This is a genomic window from Paenibacillus sp. 2003, assembly GCF_031455635.1.
Taxonomy (GTDB): Bacteria; Bacillota; Bacilli; order Paenibacillales; family Paenibacillaceae; genus Paenibacillus; species Paenibacillus amylolyticus_B.
Window position 1 is genome coordinate 741,142 of record NZ_JAVDTB010000001.1, and the last position, 17,307, is coordinate 758,448.

The 17,307-nt window shown below is 46.4% G+C and carries 15 protein-coding genes and 2 pseudogenes; 16 read left to right on the top strand and 1 reads right to left on the bottom strand.

From position 1 onward, the window contains the following. Positions 1-4: 4 nt before the first annotated feature. From fabD to J2X75_RS03510, 16 genes and pseudogenes are all read left to right on the top strand, one after another. The gene (fabD, locus tag J2X75_RS03435) at positions 5-946 is read left to right on the top strand and encodes an ACP S-malonyltransferase (RefSeq protein ID WP_310334307.1); all 942 of its coding nucleotides are present in this window, start codon (positions 5-7) and stop codon (positions 944-946) included. Positions 947-1,194: 248 nt separating this feature from the next. After that, positions 1,195-1,944: a 3-oxoacyl-[acyl-carrier-protein] reductase gene (gene fabG / locus J2X75_RS03440; RefSeq protein ID WP_150364881.1), complete on the top strand. Its 750-nt coding sequence runs from the start codon at positions 1,195-1,197 to the stop codon at positions 1,942-1,944. 152 nt (positions 1,945-2,096) lie between these two features. Next, positions 2,097-2,330, top strand: a complete 234-nt coding sequence (gene acpP, locus J2X75_RS03445) for an acyl carrier protein (RefSeq protein WP_024630176.1) — start codon at positions 2,097-2,099, stop codon at positions 2,328-2,330. Positions 2,331-2,507: 177 nt separating this feature from the next. Beyond that, entirely contained in the window at positions 2,508-3,746 is a 1,239-nt protein-coding gene (gene fabF / locus J2X75_RS03450; protein ID WP_062833763.1) for a beta-ketoacyl-ACP synthase II, read from the top strand. 13 nt (positions 3,747-3,759) lie between these two features. Continuing rightward, the gene (rnc, locus tag J2X75_RS03455) at positions 3,760-4,464 is read left to right on the top strand and encodes a ribonuclease III (protein ID WP_091031948.1); all 705 of its coding nucleotides are present in this window, start codon (positions 3,760-3,762) and stop codon (positions 4,462-4,464) included. A 180-nt stretch (positions 4,465-4,644) separates the two neighbouring features. Beyond that, a complete protein-coding gene (smc, locus tag J2X75_RS03460) occupies positions 4,645-8,214 on the top strand; it encodes a chromosome segregation protein SMC (RefSeq protein ID WP_310334309.1) in 3,570 nt (1,189 codons plus the stop codon). A 108-nt stretch (positions 8,215-8,322) separates the two neighbouring features. Next, complete coding sequence (ftsY, locus tag J2X75_RS03465; RefSeq protein ID WP_307537741.1) at positions 8,323-9,336, top strand: signal recognition particle-docking protein FtsY; 1,014 nt, start codon at positions 8,323-8,325, stop codon at positions 9,334-9,336. A 146-nt stretch (positions 9,337-9,482) separates the two neighbouring features. Then, positions 9,483-10,130, top strand: coding sequence for a PAQR family membrane homeostasis protein TrhA (gene trhA, locus J2X75_RS03470; protein WP_310334312.1), 648 nt, complete (start codon positions 9,483-9,485; stop codon positions 10,128-10,130). Between the two features lie 260 nt (positions 10,131-10,390). Then, entirely contained in the window at positions 10,391-10,741 is a 351-nt protein-coding gene (gene ylxM, locus J2X75_RS03475) for a YlxM family DNA-binding protein (RefSeq protein WP_017689221.1), read from the top strand. A gap of 63 nt (positions 10,742-10,804) precedes the next feature. After that, the gene (gene ffh, locus J2X75_RS03480; RefSeq protein ID WP_062833767.1) at positions 10,805-12,181 is read left to right on the top strand and encodes a signal recognition particle protein; all 1,377 of its coding nucleotides are present in this window, start codon (positions 10,805-10,807) and stop codon (positions 12,179-12,181) included. Positions 12,182-12,234: 53 nt separating this feature from the next. Continuing rightward, the gene (rpsP, locus tag J2X75_RS03485) at positions 12,235-12,507 is read left to right on the top strand and encodes a 30S ribosomal protein S16 (protein WP_017689219.1); all 273 of its coding nucleotides are present in this window, start codon (positions 12,235-12,237) and stop codon (positions 12,505-12,507) included. A gap of 23 nt (positions 12,508-12,530) precedes the next feature. Then, a complete protein-coding gene (locus J2X75_RS03490; RefSeq protein WP_024630185.1) occupies positions 12,531-12,761 on the top strand; it encodes a KH domain-containing protein in 231 nt (76 codons plus the stop codon). 306 nt (positions 12,762-13,067) lie between these two features. Continuing rightward, positions 13,068-13,580 (top strand): ribosome maturation factor RimM, encoded by a 513-nt coding sequence (rimM, locus tag J2X75_RS03495; RefSeq protein ID WP_310334315.1) that lies wholly within the window; start codon positions 13,068-13,070, stop codon positions 13,578-13,580. 1 nt (position 13,581) lies between these two features. Continuing rightward, positions 13,582-14,346, top strand: a complete 765-nt coding sequence (gene trmD, locus J2X75_RS03500) for a tRNA (guanosine(37)-N1)-methyltransferase TrmD (protein WP_310334317.1) — start codon at positions 13,582-13,584, stop codon at positions 14,344-14,346. Between the two features lie 119 nt (positions 14,347-14,465). Further along, a pseudogene (locus tag J2X75_RS03505) lies at positions 14,466-14,753 on the top strand (VOC family protein); the annotation flags it as partial. Between the two features lie 152 nt (positions 14,754-14,905). Continuing rightward, positions 14,906-16,154: pseudogene (locus J2X75_RS03510) on the top strand (hypothetical protein). A 3-nt stretch (positions 16,155-16,157) separates the two neighbouring features. Here J2X75_RS03510 and J2X75_RS03515 read toward each other — a convergent pair. Then, positions 16,158-17,123, bottom strand: coding sequence for a polysaccharide deacetylase family protein (locus tag J2X75_RS03515; protein WP_310334318.1), 966 nt, complete (start codon positions 17,121-17,123; stop codon positions 16,158-16,160). Between the last annotated feature and the right edge of the window lie 184 nt (positions 17,124-17,307).

The following is a 17,307-nucleotide window of genomic DNA, read 5'->3' on the forward strand; positions in this document are numbered from 1 at the left end:
TGAGATGGGTAAAATAGCATTTGTATTTCCCGGACAGGGATCACAGGCTGTAGGCATGGCCAAGGACGCGTATGAGTCCGTGCCTGCGGCAACCGAGATTTTTCGCACAGCAGATGAAACATTGGGTTTCTCGCTGAGCAACCTTGTATTTGAAGGACCGGAGACCGAGTTGAAACAGACATCAAATACACAACCGGCTCTGTTGACAGCAAGTATTGCCTTGCTTGAAGCTTTCAAAGAAAAAGGAATTCAGCCTGACTATACGGCTGGACACAGTCTGGGAGAATACAGTGCACTGGTGGCAGCGGGCGTTCTTTCGTTTGCTGACGCAGTGAGCACTGTGCGGGCACGTGGTCAGTATATGGAACAGGCAGTACCGGGTGGACAAGGAGCGATGGCTGCTGTATTGGGTGCGGATCGGGAAGCGCTGGGGGTGCTTTGCCGTGACGTATCTGAAAGTGGTCATGCGGTTGAACTTGCCAATATGAATTGTCCGGGACAAATCGTCATTTCTGGTGTGAAGGAAGGCGTAGCTGCTGTCGCGGAACGAGTGAAAGAAGCAGGCGGTAAACGCGCCATTGCATTGGAAGTAAGCGGTCCGTTCCACTCTTCATTGATGAAGGGTGCAGCCGAGAAGCTGGCAGAGAAACTGAAAACCGTTACGTTCTCACCAGCAGCGGTCCCCGTAGTCGCTAATGTGACTGCAAGACCTGCAGAGGATGGACAGGTTCAGGATTTGTTGACAGCTCAGGTCTATTCTCCTGTATTATGGGAAGACAGTGTGACATGGCTTATTGAGCAAGGCGTGGATACGTTCATCGAGATTGGATCTGGCAGTGTATTGACCGGTTTGATTAAAAAAACAGATAAAACCGTAAAACTGTACAATGTGAACAGTCTTGAAACGCTCGAAGCAACGGCAAGTGAATTAGAAGGAGTTATATGAGTTAAACTAAACTTTTTACACGAGAACGGAGAGGACAGAAAAAAACTGAAGAAGCGGAGCGTTCGCCTAAAAGCTTTCTGAAAGAAAGCTACATCGGAAGCATACGCTATCACCGGATTTTCCCTTTAGAAAAGGGAATCAAAAAATCTGGGGATAACAGCGATCGGAAGTTTATTCTGTCATCGGAGTGGCAAGTGTAAACATTCTTTGGTTGAACTGATATAGATTTGGGGAAAGGAGGAATGATTATGTCTAAACCATTAGAAGGTAAAAATGCACTCGTTACCGGGGCATCCCGGGGCATTGGGCGCAGTATTGCGCTGGCACTTGCAGAAGCTGGAGCGAACGTAGCCGTGAATTATGCGGGTAGCCAAGCGGCAGCTGAGGAAGTGGCGGAAGCGATTCGTGCCAAAGGGGTCAAGGCGATTACACTTCAAGCCAATGTTGGCCTGATGGATGAAGCTGAACAAATGGTCAAAGCTACACTCGAAGCATGGGGCAACGTTGATATTCTGGTGAACAATGCCGGTATTACCCGTGATAATCTGATCATGCGTATGAAAGAGGAAGAATTCGATCAGGTTATTGAAACCAATCTCAAAGGTGTGTTTAACTGCCTTAAGGCGGTTACACGTCCAATGATGAAACAACGGTCGGGAAGAATTATCAATATCTCCTCGGTTGTAGGTGTTCTCGGTAATGCTGGACAAGCAAACTATGTTGCTGCCAAGGCAGGAGTCATTGGTCTGACGAAGGCATCTGCTCGTGAACTGGCTTCCCGTGGAATCACAGTCAACTGTGTAGCACCAGGTTTCATTGAGACGGATATGACAAAAGAGTTGTCCCAGGAGCTGGTAGACGGTATGCTGAGTGGTATTCCGTTGTCCCGTTTGGGTCACCCGGATGAAATTGCCGGTGTAGTTACGTTCCTGGCTTCGCAGGCTTCATCTTATATGACAGGGCAGACGCTGCATGTCGATGGTGGCATGTACATGTAATTCTTCCCGGACTTGAACAATAGTCGGGGAACAGGCGCTGGACGATCCGAAATGCCGGAAAAAGGCCGGGTTCCCCGGCCGGGAGCCGCATATGTCTTCTATGGCATTTTGCCTGCGATTCTCGTATAATACCAAAGAAGGAGGTGAACCGGATGTCCGATGTATTGGAGCGTGTAAAACGCATCGTCGTCGACCGCTTGGGCGCAGACGAAGCTGAAGTTACACTTGAAGCATCTTTCAAAGAAGATTTGGGTGCTGATTCTTTGGATGTAGTGGAATTGGTCATGGAATTGGAAGATGAATTTGATTTGGAAATCTCTGATGAAGATGCAGAAAAAATCACGACCGTAGGTGAAGTTGTAAACTACATACAATCTCATACCTAAAGTCATTTTTAGTCCCGCACATGTTTTCGAACAGGCGGGACTTCTCATCATTCATTGGTTTTTCTCATTCCGCAAGCAGCTCTACTCAAACAGGCCTATCTTGGTTGAGTAGATGTCTGTTCGCGGATATTCCCACAAAATACTTGCGTAATGCAGTCGATATAGAGGTGACTCGGTTTGAAACAAAGAGTAGTAATTACCGGAATGGGCGTAATGACATCGCTCGGAAAAGATTTGGAAACGTTCTGGGGCAGTTTAATGGCAGGAAAGTCCGGAATTTCTCAGATTGAGGCGTTTGATGTTAGTGAATACACGACACAGATTGCAGCCGAGATCAAGGATTTCAACCCGGAAGAATATATGGATCGCAAGGATGCTCGCAAAATGGACCGTTTTGTACAGTTCGCTGTGGCAGCCGGCTTCAAAGCCGTTGAAGACAGTGGTCTGAAAATTAACGAGAATATTGATGCAGAGCGTTTCGGTGTATCCATCGGATCAGGTATTGGTGGATTGGGTACGTGGGAGGACCAACATAATGCATTGTTGCAAAAAGGTCCAAAACGGGTAAGCCCATTCTTTATTCCCATGATGATCTCCAACATGGCTTCAGGCCAAATGTCCATTTCTCTTGGTGCCAAAGGTCCTAACATTAACGTTGTTACGGCTTGTGCAACAGGTACACACTCCATCGGAGATTCCTTCAAGCTGATTGCTAATGGTGATGCAGATGCCATGATCTGTGGTGGTGCGGAAGCAACAATCAGACCAACGGGTCTTGCAGGGTTCTGTGCGATGCGCGCAATGTCTACACGTAATGATGATCCTGCGAAGTCCAGCCGTCCTTTTGATACAGAACGTGATGGTTTTGTTATGGGCGAAGGCGCTGGTGTTCTGATTCTGGAATCCCTAGAGCATGCTCAAAAACGTGGTGCACGCATTTATGGTGAAGTGATCGGTTACGGTCTGACAGGTGATGCACATCACATGACAGAACCAGATCCAGACGGAGCAGCACGTTGCATGAAGATGGCACTTCGCAATGCGGGTATTGAGCCTGAAGAAGTGGATTACATCAATGCACACGGAACTTCGACGCCTGTAGGTGACAGATCCGAAACGCTTGCGATCAAAAAGGCGTTTGGTGATCATGCGTACAAGCTCGCAGTGAGTTCCACTAAATCCATGACGGGCCACATGCTTGGCGCTGCTGGTGGTGTAGAAGCGGTCATCTGCGGATTGTCACTGACACATCAGACACTGGCTCCAACGATTAACCTGGAAAATCAGGATCCGGAATGTGATCTGGATTATGTACCAAATGTTCCACGTCAAACCAAAGTTAATATTGCCATGTCCAATTCATTTGGATTCGGCGGTCACAATGCCACCATTATTCTCAAAAAATTTGAAGCATAAGGGGCTAGTTCGTTTGAGTGAAGATCTGAAGCAGTTACAACATAAACTTCAAATCAAATTTGACAACAGGCAGCTTTTAAAACAAGCGTTTACCCATGCTTCTTATGTAAACGAACACCGGTTCAGTCAGCATCAGGACAACGAGCGCCTGGAGTTTCTGGGCGATGCCGTGCTGGAACTGACTGTATCGGAATACTTGTATCATTTGTATCCTAACCGTCCGGAAGGTGAATTAACTAAGCTGCGGGCATCCATTGTCTGTGAGCCTTCCCTCGTCAAATTTGCTGAAGCGTTGGGTTTTGGGCAGTATGTACTTCTTGGTAAAGGTGAGGAACTAACTGGAGGACGGACACGGCCGGCTCTGCTGGCGGATGTGTTTGAATCTTTCATTGGTGCATTGTATCTGGATCAGGGGCTTGCGCCTGTCCGGGCATTTCTCGACCAGCATGTCTTCCCATTAATCGTATTGGGCAGCAAGCTGCAAATGAGTGATTACAAAACGGAACTGCAGGAACTTACTCAGCATCACAATATGGGAGCTTTGGAATACCGTATCGTTGAGGAACGGGGACCTGCCCATGAACGTGAGTTTGTCTCGGAGGTCCATATGGGTCAAGAACGGCTTGGTAGAGGCACAGGACGTTCCAAAAAGGAAGCGGAACAACAGGCTGCATCTGCAGCACTTGATCGACTGAAGCTTCCGGAAGCCGGAGCTTAACCGATAGCGCATAGACAAACGAAGAGCAAAGAGCAGCCCGTGGGTCCGCCCCGGCGGAAGTAATCGGCCGGACTGCTTTTTGCTCTTTTTTTTTGTAAAGAGGTTCAGGGGAGTTGGCCTGATACTTAGGCGCTGGAATGCAATACTTGAAATTTGCAAGAGGAGGTGACGAGAAACCCTATGTTTTTAAAACGGATTGAATTGGGTGGATTCAAGTCATTCGCCGACAAAACGGAGATGGAGTTCGTTCGTGGCATTACGGCTGTTGTAGGTCCGAACGGAAGTGGCAAGAGTAATATATCGGACGGAATCCGCTGGGTTCTGGGGGAACAAAGTGCCAAGTCGCTGCGTGGTGGCAAGATGGAAGATATCATCTTTGCAGGCAGTGACGCACGGAAAGCCGTTAATTTCGGTGAGGTGTCGCTAACACTCGATAACGAGGATCATGCACTTGCATTGGATTTCGGTGAGGTGACGGTGACTCGTCGTGTACATCGCAGCGGAGATAGTGAATATTTTATTAACAAGCAATCTTGTCGTTTGAAGGATATCACAGAGTTGTTTATGGATACCGGCATCGGTAAGGAAGCCTACTCGATTATTGGACAGGGGCGAATCGAAGAGATTCTCAGTACCCGTTCAGAGGATCGCAGAGGTATCTTTGAAGAAGCTTCAGGTATCGTTAAATATAAATCCCGCAAGCGGGATGCAACGCGCAAACTGGATGAGACAGAGCAGAATTTGCTGCGTATTCATGATCTGGTGACTGAACTGGAAGATCAGATTGGACCGCTAAAGGAACAATCGGAGAAAGCGATCCACTATAAAGAACTTCGTTCACAGCTCAAATCGCAGGAAATTTCCATGTATGTGTACCAGATCGAACAGATTCATGCATCCTGGAGTAAGGCCAATGAGCGACTGCAATCCCTGAAGCAGGAAGAGGTTGGACTCGCAGCGATTGTCTCTACCCATGATGCCAAGCTGGAAAATGATCGGAATGCGCTGCGTATCCTGGAAACAGAGACAGAGCAACTGCAAGCCGCTTTATTGCAATTCAGTGAAGCGACAGAGAAAAGTGAAGGGCTTGGAGAATTGCTCAAGGAGCGCTCCCACCATCTGCAAACAAATCAGGAGCAGCTCAAAGTAACGCTTGCCGCCAGTGAGGAGAGACATCGCGAACGGGAAACCGAGCTGCTTGCACTGCGTGAGAAGTTTGGCAAGCTTGAGCATGAACTGAATGATGTGAGAAATCAGTTGTCTCAGGAAGAAGCCAAACTCATCGGTGTCACAGGCGGCATTAGTCAGCAGCAAGAGGAAAGCCTCAAAGGCAATTTGCTGGAACTGATGAATCAGATGGCTCAGACACGCAATGAAATTCGTTATGTGGATCAGCAGAAAGAAACGCTGGAGCGCAGAATGAATCGCGCGGCTGAGGAATCGGGCAAATGGGAAGATCAAAAAGAGACACTGGAAAGTCGCAAAGCGGACATTGAGCAAAAAGTTGTTCGCTTGGGCAAAGAAATCAGTGATCTGCGTGGTGGTTACATTACGGAAAGTGAACGACTCCAGTCGCTGCAGAAGCTGCTTGAAGAAAGTCGGGGCACAGTTCGTAAATGGGAACAGAAGCGTGAAGCTCAAGTTTCCCGCCGCGATACGATGAAAGAGATGCAGGATGATTTTGACGGATTCATGTTGGGTGTCAAGGAGGTCCTCAAGGCTTCACGCAAAGGCACACTTAACGGTGTTCATGGAGCTGTAGCTGAACTCGTCAAAGTTCCAGAAAAGATTGAACTTGCTGTAGAGACAGCGATGGGAGCATCCTTGCAGCATGTGGTCATGGAAAATGAATCAGTTTCCAGACAGGCAATTGCTTTCCTGAAGCAACGCCAGTTGGGGCGTGCAACGTTCCTGCCTCTGGATGTCATTCGTCCTCGTGCCATTGGAGCAGCTGAACGTTCCATGATCGAAGGTATGGAGGGTTTTGTGGGGATCGGTGCTGATCTCGTTCAATTCGAATCCAAGTACGCTTCGATCATTGGCAGCTTGCTCGGTAATGTTATTATTGCCGAAACGCTGGAGGTTGCGAATAAAATTGCGGCGCGCTGCCAGTATCGTTTCCGGGTTGTGACACTTGAAGGTGACGTGGTCAATGCGGGTGGTTCCATGACGGGTGGTAGCCAGCACAAGAAAAATGTGAGTCTGCTCAGTCGGAAACGGCAGCTGGACCAGCTCGATCAGGATATTTTGGATACGGAAAATCAGATCGTGAAACTGCATCGCAGTGTGGATGATGTAAAAGTTCAACTGGAGCAGTGTCAGGACAAACTGGATGAACTTCGTCAGTCCGGTGACGATACCCGAAATGCAGAACAGCAGGCTTCGATGGAAATGAAGCAGGTAGAGCATGAGCTTCGCCATGTGCTTGAACAGGTTGCCGTTGCCGGGCAGGAGAAGAGCGGCTTTACTGAAGAGATCAAAGAGCTGGATACGGCTCGCATCGTCGCTGTGAAGAAGCTGGAGCAGCTTGAAGAGGAAGAAAAAGCGACTCATCGTGCCATTCATGCAGCTGAGTTTGCTCGGAAAGCCAATGAATCCGCGAAGGAAGAATTGCAGAGCCAACTCACCGAATTGAAAGTGCGCGAAGGCAAGCTCGATCAGGAGCGATTCTCCAATGGAGAACAATTGCGACGTCTGGAGCGGGAAGTGGAGTCGCTGGTGAAAGATCTTCGTCAGAATCGCACGTTGCTGGCTTCGATGGAAGCAGATCTCAAGAAAACACAGACCGAGAGTGTCAAGCAGATTGAAGATCTGAACCAGTACAAGCTGAAAAAAGCGGAAGCTTCCCAGGAGCTGGACTTCAAACGTGCTGCCCGAAGTGAGTTGTCTAAAAAGCTTGAGCTTGCCGAGAGCGAAACGAAGGAACAGCGCACGCAGTTAAAAGCTGTGGAAGAGCAGATGCGACAGACGGAAATTTCCGTGAACCGGCTGGATGTTGAGCTGGAAAATATACTGCGAAAACTGACGGATGAATACGAACTGGGCTATGAACTGGCCAAAGAGCGTTATCCTGTGCCGGAAAATGTGGAGCATACACAGGCAGAAGTACAGAAGCTGAAACGCAGTATATCCGCCCTGGGTGATGTTAACCTGGGAGCGATTGAGGAGTTCCAGCGAGTCAATGAGCGATACGAGTTCCTGAGTGAACAGAAGAATGACTTGGTGGAAGCCAAAACAACGTTGTATCAGGTTATTCGGGAAATGGAAGACGAGATGGCGAAGCGATTCAAGATCACGTTTGATGCCATCCGCCGTGAGTTCGGCACCGTGTTTACCAAGCTGTTTGGCGGGGGACGAGCTGATCTTGTTCTGATGGACCCGGAGCGTTTGCTAGAAACGGGAATAGATATTGTGGCTCAGCCACCAGGCAAGAAACTGCAAAACCTGCAACTGTTATCCGGTGGGGAGCGGGCTTTGACGGCAATGGCTTTGTTATTTGCCATTCTGCATGTCAAACCTGTACCATTCTGCGTGCTGGATGAAGTTGAGGCAGCGCTGGACGAAGCTAACGTCGTACGTTTTGCCCAGTACTTGCGTGAATTCTCCGAACAGACACAGTTCATCGTTGTTACCCATCGTAAAGGTACGATGGAAGAGGCAGATGTGCTGTACGGTGTTACGATGGAAGAGGGCGGAGTATCCAAGCTTGTTTCGGTTAAACTGGAAGATGAGGAAGCAGTAATTGCCTGATCTGATCCAAACCTGCGAGACAAATGAACTCATTGTAATCATTGAAAATCATTCAGATTGAGCATTTTTGCAAAAGCGCTTAGATTATGTACACGATGGAGGGGCTTTATGAGTTTTTTTAAAAAGCTGAGAGACAGCATTGCAAGCAAAACGGAGTCGGTCACCAAACAGTTCAAGGATGGATTGGAAAAGACACGTAAAGGGCTAGTGGAAAAAGTGTCGGATCTCGTAATCCGCCGCAAAAAAATCGATGAAGAGTTCTATGAAGAATTGGAAGAGATTCTGATTGGAGCAGACGTTGGCGTTAATACCGTTATGAATCTGATCGAAGATCTGCGCGTTGAAGTGAAAAAACGCAAAATTGAGGACGCGGCTGAACTGCAGCCTGTGTTGTCTGAGAAACTGACGGATCTTCTTCGCGGTGAACAGAATAACGAATTGAAAATGAACCCGAATGGCATTACCGTTATTTTGTTCGTTGGCGTTAACGGTGTTGGTAAAACAACAACGATTGGCAAGCTGGCACATCGATTTAAACAGCAAGGTAAAAAAGTCATCATGGCAGCTGGAGATACGTTCCGTGCCGGAGCCATTGAACAGCTGGAAGTATGGGGACAACGTGCCGGTGTAGATGTTATCAAACAGCAATCTGGTTCTGATCCAGCAGCGGTTATGTATGATGCGGTACAGGCAGCGAAACAACGGGGTGCGGATGTTCTGCTCTGTGATACAGCAGGTCGTTTGCAAAACAAATCGAACCTGATGGACGAGCTTAACAAGATCTATCGTGTCATTCAGCGTGAAATTCCGGATGCTCCGCATGAAGTACTGATGGTACTGGATGCAACAACAGGTCAAAATGCTTTAAACCAGGCTAAACTTTTCGGTGAGAAAAGCGGTGTAACTGGCCTCGTACTGACGAAACTGGATGGAACAGCCAAAGGGGGGATCGTTGTTGCGATCCGTCAGGAGCTGGACTTGCCTGTGAAACTCGTGGGACTTGGTGAGAAGATTGATGATCTGCAACCGTTTGATTCTGAGCAATTTGTGCATGCTTTGTTCGCCGGATTGATCCAGGAGCAGCCAGCGGAAAGTGCTGAAGAAGAGGAAGCTAATTCCTAGAATCATTAATAATAGGATGAATTAATAATGTTAACCCTATTGCCAGTGATATACGTGATAAGTGTCACGTGTAATGTCACTGGCAATACGTGTATAATGGAGGAATAAAGAAGGCAATGTTAAAGGGTTAGAAAGGACGGTTGAAAATGGCCAATACGTATACCTATTCTCGCCGTGAAGAAGTCGCCAATGCGGTGACACATGGAATCGGCGCTGCACTCAGTGTAGCTGCACTGGTGATATTGATTGTATTTTCAAGTATGAAAGGCACGGCTTGGCATGTGGTCAGTTTCACGATTTACGGGATCACCATGCTGCTGCTCTATACAAGTTCTACACTCGTGCATGCATGGAAAGATGGAAAAGTGAAAGATTTATTTGAGATTTTCGACCATTCTTCCATTTATTTGTTTATTGCGGGATCGTACACTCCGCTTTTGTTTATTGCTGTTCGCGGTACACTTGGATGGACCCTGTTTGGTATAATCTGGGGTATCGCATTATTCGGCGTGATCTTTAAGGCGTTTTTTACGAAAAAGTTTCTATTCATGTCCACGATTTTCTATATTGCGATGGGCTGGCTCATCGTTATTGCCTGGCAACCTCTTATGGCTGCCATTCCTACAGGCGGCATTATGTTGCTGGTTGCTGGAGGCCTGATGTATACACTGGGTACGCTCTTTTATGTGTGGCGTGGATTTCCGTACCACCATGCGATTTGGCATCTCTTTGTGCTAGCAGGAAGTATTCTTCATTTCTTTATGGTACTGCTGTACCTGACACCACTTCGTTAGAACACCATAAACGGATGCATCTCCACGGACTGAGACGCATTCGTTTTTCTTCTACATAGAGGTGATCGCAGAGATACAGATAGGATTTCCTTGTTGTAAAAAAGGACATAAACCACCGGTTAAACATCGAAATAACATATCATCAGAGCTGTTTTGATTGTGACAAGTATTTTTGCTTGACAACCTGATTTGTTTTAGGTATTATTAGGAACGTTGCAAGAGTGTAAAGTGTTTTTCCTTGACGAAGGGAGTGCCCCGATGTGAGTCAAGAAAATCGGCTTGAGAAGACAAACCGGATTAACTTGCTGTTTGCTTTTTATGAATTGTTACTTACCGAGAAACAGCAGACTTTTCTAAAGTATTACTTTCATGACGATTTCTCACTTGGTGAAATTGCAGCCGAGTTTGAGATCAGCCGCCAGGCGGTATACGAGCATATCAAGCGTGCCGAGCAAGTGCTGGAAAATTACGAAAGCAAGCTGGGCTTGCTGGAAAAGCATGAACGGCGTAATCGCAATCTTGAAGATTTGCAAAATGCATTGGAACGCGCAGGCGTCTCCATTGATAACAACAAACAAATACACGATATTGTTGCTCAGCTTAGTGAATGAAAAATTGGCTGAGCGGAACGTATCGGTCTTGAAAACAGTATTAAAGCTTAAGGAGGTGGGATCATGGCATTTGAAGGATTAACGACCCGATTACAGAATGTGTTCAGCAAGCTGCGCGGCAAAGGCAAGGTGTCTGATGAAGATGTAGCCGAGGCTATGCGCGAGGTACGTCTGGCATTGCTCGAAGCGGATGTAAACTTCAAAGTGGTCAAGGAATTCATCGCCAAGGTGAAAGAGAAGGCTGTTGGCAAAGAAGTGATGGAGAGCTTCACGCCGGGAATGGTCATCATCGACATCGTTAACAAGGAACTAACGGATTTGATGGGTGGAAGCCAAGCCAAATTGGCTAAAGCGAACAAACCGCCTACGGTGCTGATGATGGTTGGTTTGCAGGGTGCTGGTAAAACAACCACATCGGGTAAACTGGCTAAAATGCTGCAAAAGCAAAACAGCAGACCATTGCTTGTTGCAGGAGATATTTATCGTCCGGCAGCGATCAAACAGTTGCAAGTACTTGGCGAGCAGATCAAAGCGCCGGTATTCACACTGGGAGATCAGACAAGCCCTGTTGAGATCGCACGTCAAGGTCTTCAACATGCCAAAGATAACGGTAATGACTATGTTATTATCGATACAGCTGGACGTCTGCATGTTGATGAAGAACTGATGGAAGAACTTCGCCAGATTCACAGCGTAGTGAATCCAGATGAAGTACTGCTTGTCGTAGACAGCATGACAGGTCAGGATGCGGTTAACGTAGCAGAACACTTTAACCAGCAGCTTAATCTGACCGGGGTTGTCCTGACAAAGCTGGATGGAGATACTCGTGGTGGTGCTGCGCTTTCTGTCAAAGCAGTTACGGGTTGTCCAATCAAGTTTGCTTCCCTTGGAGAGAAACTTGACGCTTTGGAGCCGTTCCACCCGGAACGTATGGCTTCACGGATCCTCGGTATGGGTGATATGTTATCTCTGATTGAGAAAGCACAATTAAACATTGATACCGATAAAGCCAAGGAAATGGAACGGAAGATGCGTAATGCAGAATTCACGTTTGAAGATTTCCTGGAGCAGATGGATCAAGTGAAAAAGCTGGGACCAATCGATCAGATCATGGATATGATTCCCGGCATGGGCAAGATGAAACAAGCCAAGGATCTGAAGGTTGATGATAAACAGATGGGCCGGATCGAAGCGATCGTTTACTCAATGACGACCGAGGAGAAACGCAACCCGGACATGATCAACCACAGCCGCCGGAAGCGTATTGCTACCGGAAGCGGAACATCTCTGGCTGAAGTAAATCGTCTGATCAAGCAATTTGATGAGATGCGCCGCATGATGAAACAGTTCTCGGATATGATGGGACCTAAAGGCGGTAAAAATAAAGCGATGAAGCAGCTTAAAGGTATGGGTAAAGGAATGAAGTTTCCTTTCCGTTGATTTAAGCGAAGCTGGATCATATACAGATTTCATTGAAGGAGGTGAATTTTCAAATGGCAGTTCGTATTCGTCTGAAACGTATGGGTGCTCACAAAGCTCCTTTCTACCGCGTAGTGGTATCGGATTCCCGTTCCCCACGTGACGGTCGTTTTATCGAGGAGATCGGTTACTACAACCCGGTTGAACAACCGGCTGTTGTTAAGATCGATGAAGATAAAGCATTGGCATGGCTTCAAAACGGTGCACAAGCATCTGACACTGTCCGCAACTTGCTTAGCAAAGCGGGCGTGATGAAGAAGTTCCACGAGTCTAAATTATCTAAATAAAGTGCTGATTCGGAGGGTCATCTATGGAAGAATTAGTAAGCATAATTGCTAAGGCTTTAGTCGATCATCCGGAAGATGTGGCGGTTCGGACGGTTGAGAAAGACCGGCTTGTCGTTTATGAGTTAACCGTACATCCTGACGATGTCGGGAAGGTAATTGGTAAACAGGGACGAATCGCGAAATCACTTCGTACGGTCGTCACATCAGCAGCAGTTAAGATGGATAAACGGGTTACCGTTGATATCATATCTTAAAGATATACGAAAGGGGGTTAGGATGCATGTCCTAGCCCCTTTTCGTGCATGCTGAACTTAATAGGTTGGATTAGATATTGAATTAAAATATTTTTGGGTATGAGTGACTTCGGAGTAGTGTAGGGGACGGGATCGATTCTGGAGAAGCGTTAGCGTTAGCGTTCGCCTTTATCACCTCATTTTCACCTTTTAAAGTAAGTTCGAAAAATGAGGGGTAACAGCGATCGAATGAACGAACCGTCGCCGGAACGACCGTACGAGAGTCGAAGTAGCTGTTTAGTTTGATTTAATTTCGTAGGAGGAATTATGGCAGATTTTATGAATGTAGGTAAAATCGTTAATACGCATGGAATTCGCGGTGAGGTGAGAATCATGCCTTTAACCGATTTCCCGGAAGTGCGTTTCGCGAAAAATGCAGAGTTGTTTTTCTTTACACCAGATAATCATCCAGTCATGGTTAACGTGGAATCTTCACGTTTGCATAAAAATATGTATATTCTTCGTCTGAAAGAGTACGGCAACATTAATGAAGTAGAAAAGTTTAAAGGCGGCATGGCCAAAGTGTTAAAAGAGAACCTGGCTGAGCTGGACGAAGGTGAATACTACTTCCATCAAATCGTTGGGTGTTCGGTCATAACCGAAGAGGGTGAAACGCTTGGAACCATCTCTGAAATTTTGACTCCGGGTGCCAATGATGTATGGGTTGTCAAAACGCCAGCAGGTAAAGAAGTGCTGATTCCCGTTATTGATGATGTAGTGCTTGATGTAGATATCGAACAGAAGCAAGTGAAGATTCACCTGATGGAAGGGCTGCTGTAACATGAAAGTGGATGTATTAACGCTATTCCCGGAGATGTTTGACGGTGTGTTCGGAGCAAGCATTCTGGGTAAAGCTCAAACGAAGGGGCTCGTATCCCTTGGTGCAACCAACTTCCGAAATTATGCGACCAATAAACACAATACAGTAGATGATGCTCCTTACGGCGGAGGTGGCGGCATGGTGCTGAAACCAGATCCGATCTTTGCTGCTGTAGAAGATGTTCTGGAGCAACGCGGAGAAGCTGCATCGATGAAACCTCCACGTATCATTCTAATGTGTCCGCAAGGTGAGACGTTTACACAGAAAAAAGCAGAAGAACTTGTGCAAGAAGATCATCTGATTTTTATATGTGGACATTATGAAGGTTACGATGAGCGTATCCGCGAATTTCTCGTGACGGATGAACTATCCATTGGTGATTACGTACTCACGGGTGGGGAGTTGCCTGCAATGGTTGCGATTGACAGCATCGTACGCCTTATTCCCGGTGTGCTTGGCAATGAGACAAGTGCCGTGACAGATTCATTCAGCACTGGACTCCTCGAATATCCACACTACACACGTCCACCCGAGTTTAGGGGCATGAAAGTACCGGATATGCTGTTGTCGGGACATCATCTGAACATTGAGGCATGGCGCAGAGAACAGTCGTTGCTTCGTACGCTGGAGCGCAGACCGGAGATGTTGGAAACGGCCGATTTGACGGATAAAGAACGTATTTGGTTGAAAAAGATACGCTCAAACCGTAAACATAGCACAGAGTAAGTATATGTATCGTATAAACACGTAAATATTATTTTCCAGAGTTCGAAAAGGTCGACCTTGATACCAAAGGTTGGCTTTTTTTGTGTACATTGAAAAGAATACTGGATTTCCATTAGTATATTTTGGGCTGGACGGAGATTCCCAAACCTGAAATTCTGAGAAAACGAGGTGGTGTATGGTTCGAGTGTGGCAGACACCAAGTGCATATTGGAGTACAAAAAGATTTTATTCCCGCCACAAAAGCTCATCCGGCATTTCATGTACAACATTTGGATCAGTTACGTAATCAGCTCATTCATAACCAAATTCATATCGTAGATGACGAAGCAAGGGTAGATGAAGGTGTAAGACGTTTCTATATAAATGATCCTTTTGGCAATCGTCTTGAGTTTTTAGAGTGGGTTTAAAATCATTCATTTAAATCGTTTAATTACGTAGGCACTTTTTTGCAGCTTTGAACTTTTTTGCATGATTCTAAATAGGGTTGTAAAAGAAAGGGATTTTCTTTATGGTGAACTCAGCTGGATTTGAATAATAAAGATAGCTGAGGAGGAAGGTTATGAATCATCAGCCTTATGAAATCGCCAGAGTAGATATTAGCCAAGCTGGAGAACGCTGCAAAATGCTTTTGGGAGATCTGAATGGGGATGGCAGACTTGAGATGTTGCTGGTACAGGCAGATGGGGGTATAGACGATCGGTATGTCCCACATCAGGTATGTTGTTTGACTGCGTTTGATCTGGAAGGAACATTACTATGGCAGGTTGGAACTCCTGATCCCGATGCAGGTGGTCCGGGTTCAGACTATCCCGCTCAGATCGCAGATTGGGATGGAGATGGAAATAATGAAGTATTGTGTGTTATGGACAAACAATTTCTCGTGTTGGATGGCCGGACCGGAGAGATCAAAGAAACACGTGATCTGCCAGGGGATGAAGCACATGACTGCATTATTCTCGCCAACCTGACTGGTAACCAGCAGAAAATGGACATTATTACTGAAAGACCGCTATAAGACGTTATGGGCACTCGACCATGATTTTAATTTGTTATGGAAGCATGAAGGGAATCCGGGACATTTTCCATGGGTATATGACATCGATGGAGATGGGAAAGATGAAGTGATGGCCGGATATGACATGCTGGATCATGATGGGACGTTGTTATGGTCTTGTCATAATCTCGAGGATCATGCTGACTGTATATGGTTTGGAGTCGTTGACGGTGATGGGGAAGTTGAGGTTGTTATCGGTGGCAGTGTCACGGTCATGATGGACCGCTATGGTAATGAGAAGTGGCGTTATGAAGATTCGATTGAATCACAGCATATTGCATTGGGTCATTTTTGTACTGGAATGGAAGGTTTACAGATTGCAGGCCTGGACCGGATTGTCCGAGGGGATGAGCATGGTAAGGATGGAATGTTCATGCTGGATAGCGCAGGGCAAGAAATTTGGAAAGAAAATCGCACGACTCGGGGCTGGTTAACCATTATAGAGCCTGTGTGTAACTGGGATGAGGGTGGACTCGATTATATTTTGGCGTATCGCAGAGGTGGAGATGTGTTGCCTTCTTTGGTAGATGGAGATATGAAAACGGTTACTGAATTCCCGAAAGAGGGATATGCGGTACATGCAGATCTGGTTCAGACAGGGAAAGAACAGATCATTATCTATGACGCAGAGGAAGCGGTGATGTATTCCAGCTCTCCGATGACATTATCACTTACCGATGCAAAAAAAGCCAAGCCACAGCTTAAAAGGCTGTATAGCTCGACTCTGTATCCAGGCGGTGAAGTTAATCTCTAGGTTTCACTGCTCATTCTCAGATGCAGGTAATCCATTCTGCGGACTGGATTCCGGCTGAAGCAAGGACGCCAGGTCAGTACCTGTCGTGACCGTCAAGCGAGGTAGCTTCATGGGATGATCTCCTGGATGCACAAATCCAGACTTTACGGTAAAGGCCATGCGATATCCATGTTGCTGTAACTTGTAGATCATCTGTGTGCTGGTATAACCAAAAGGATAGGCCAAATAAGGTGTGTCTATTCCGGTTTCCTTCATTTGCTCGATATCATCATCCAGAAGACTGGTGTCCAGACCGACAGGTACGCTGTTCCCACAACGCATAAATCCCTTATGATGCAGGTTATAGGTATGGCTGTTGAACTCAAATACGTCGGTTGCTGCCTGCATCTCTGGCTTGGAGATGAAACTGTTGATGGCGGGCTCAAATACCGAAGGTTTATCCTGAATTTTACTGCCTATGACAAACAGCGAGGCATGAAAATTATATTTCTGAAGCACAGGGTAAGCTAATGTATAATTGTTCTGGTATCCGTCATCAAAGGTAATAACAATGGACTTCAGTGGTAGGGAAATCTTCCCGCTAACATATTGCTCAAGCTGATCCAGTGTAATCGTACGGTAGCCTTCATCGTGCAGGTATTTCATATTTTGCTCAAAATCCTCCAGATTAATGATGGATTTATTATCTGTCTCGTGATTGTTCAGTTTGGGCTCTATGTAATGATACATCAGTACAGGAACTTCTGTAGCAGTACCTTGTTCAATCTTGAAGGTAGAACGATCCAGTGCAGATTGGTTAGAGAAGTCAGTGTGTGACAGCTCGAATGCTTTGCGTTTGACTATGTCCCAAGATGTGCAGGCTTTGTGTGACAGTGCGTTCGTTGGATGAGTTACGGCATATGCATATAGTGTAATGGAGCATGTGAGCATGGCAAGTAAGACAAGTGTGATCTTTTTCCAATATTTCATAAGTCTAAGAGTTCTCCTTTTAAAGTGGTCATTAAGTTATATCATAGACGATATTTCTACACCGGAAGTTACAGTATTTTTTCCTGTATCAGGTTGACTTGCAGAGGAGAGCGTTGATTCACGGTCCATATGAGAGAATGTATTTTAGAATGAAGTCAACATGAGATGGATGAGTATCAGCGTT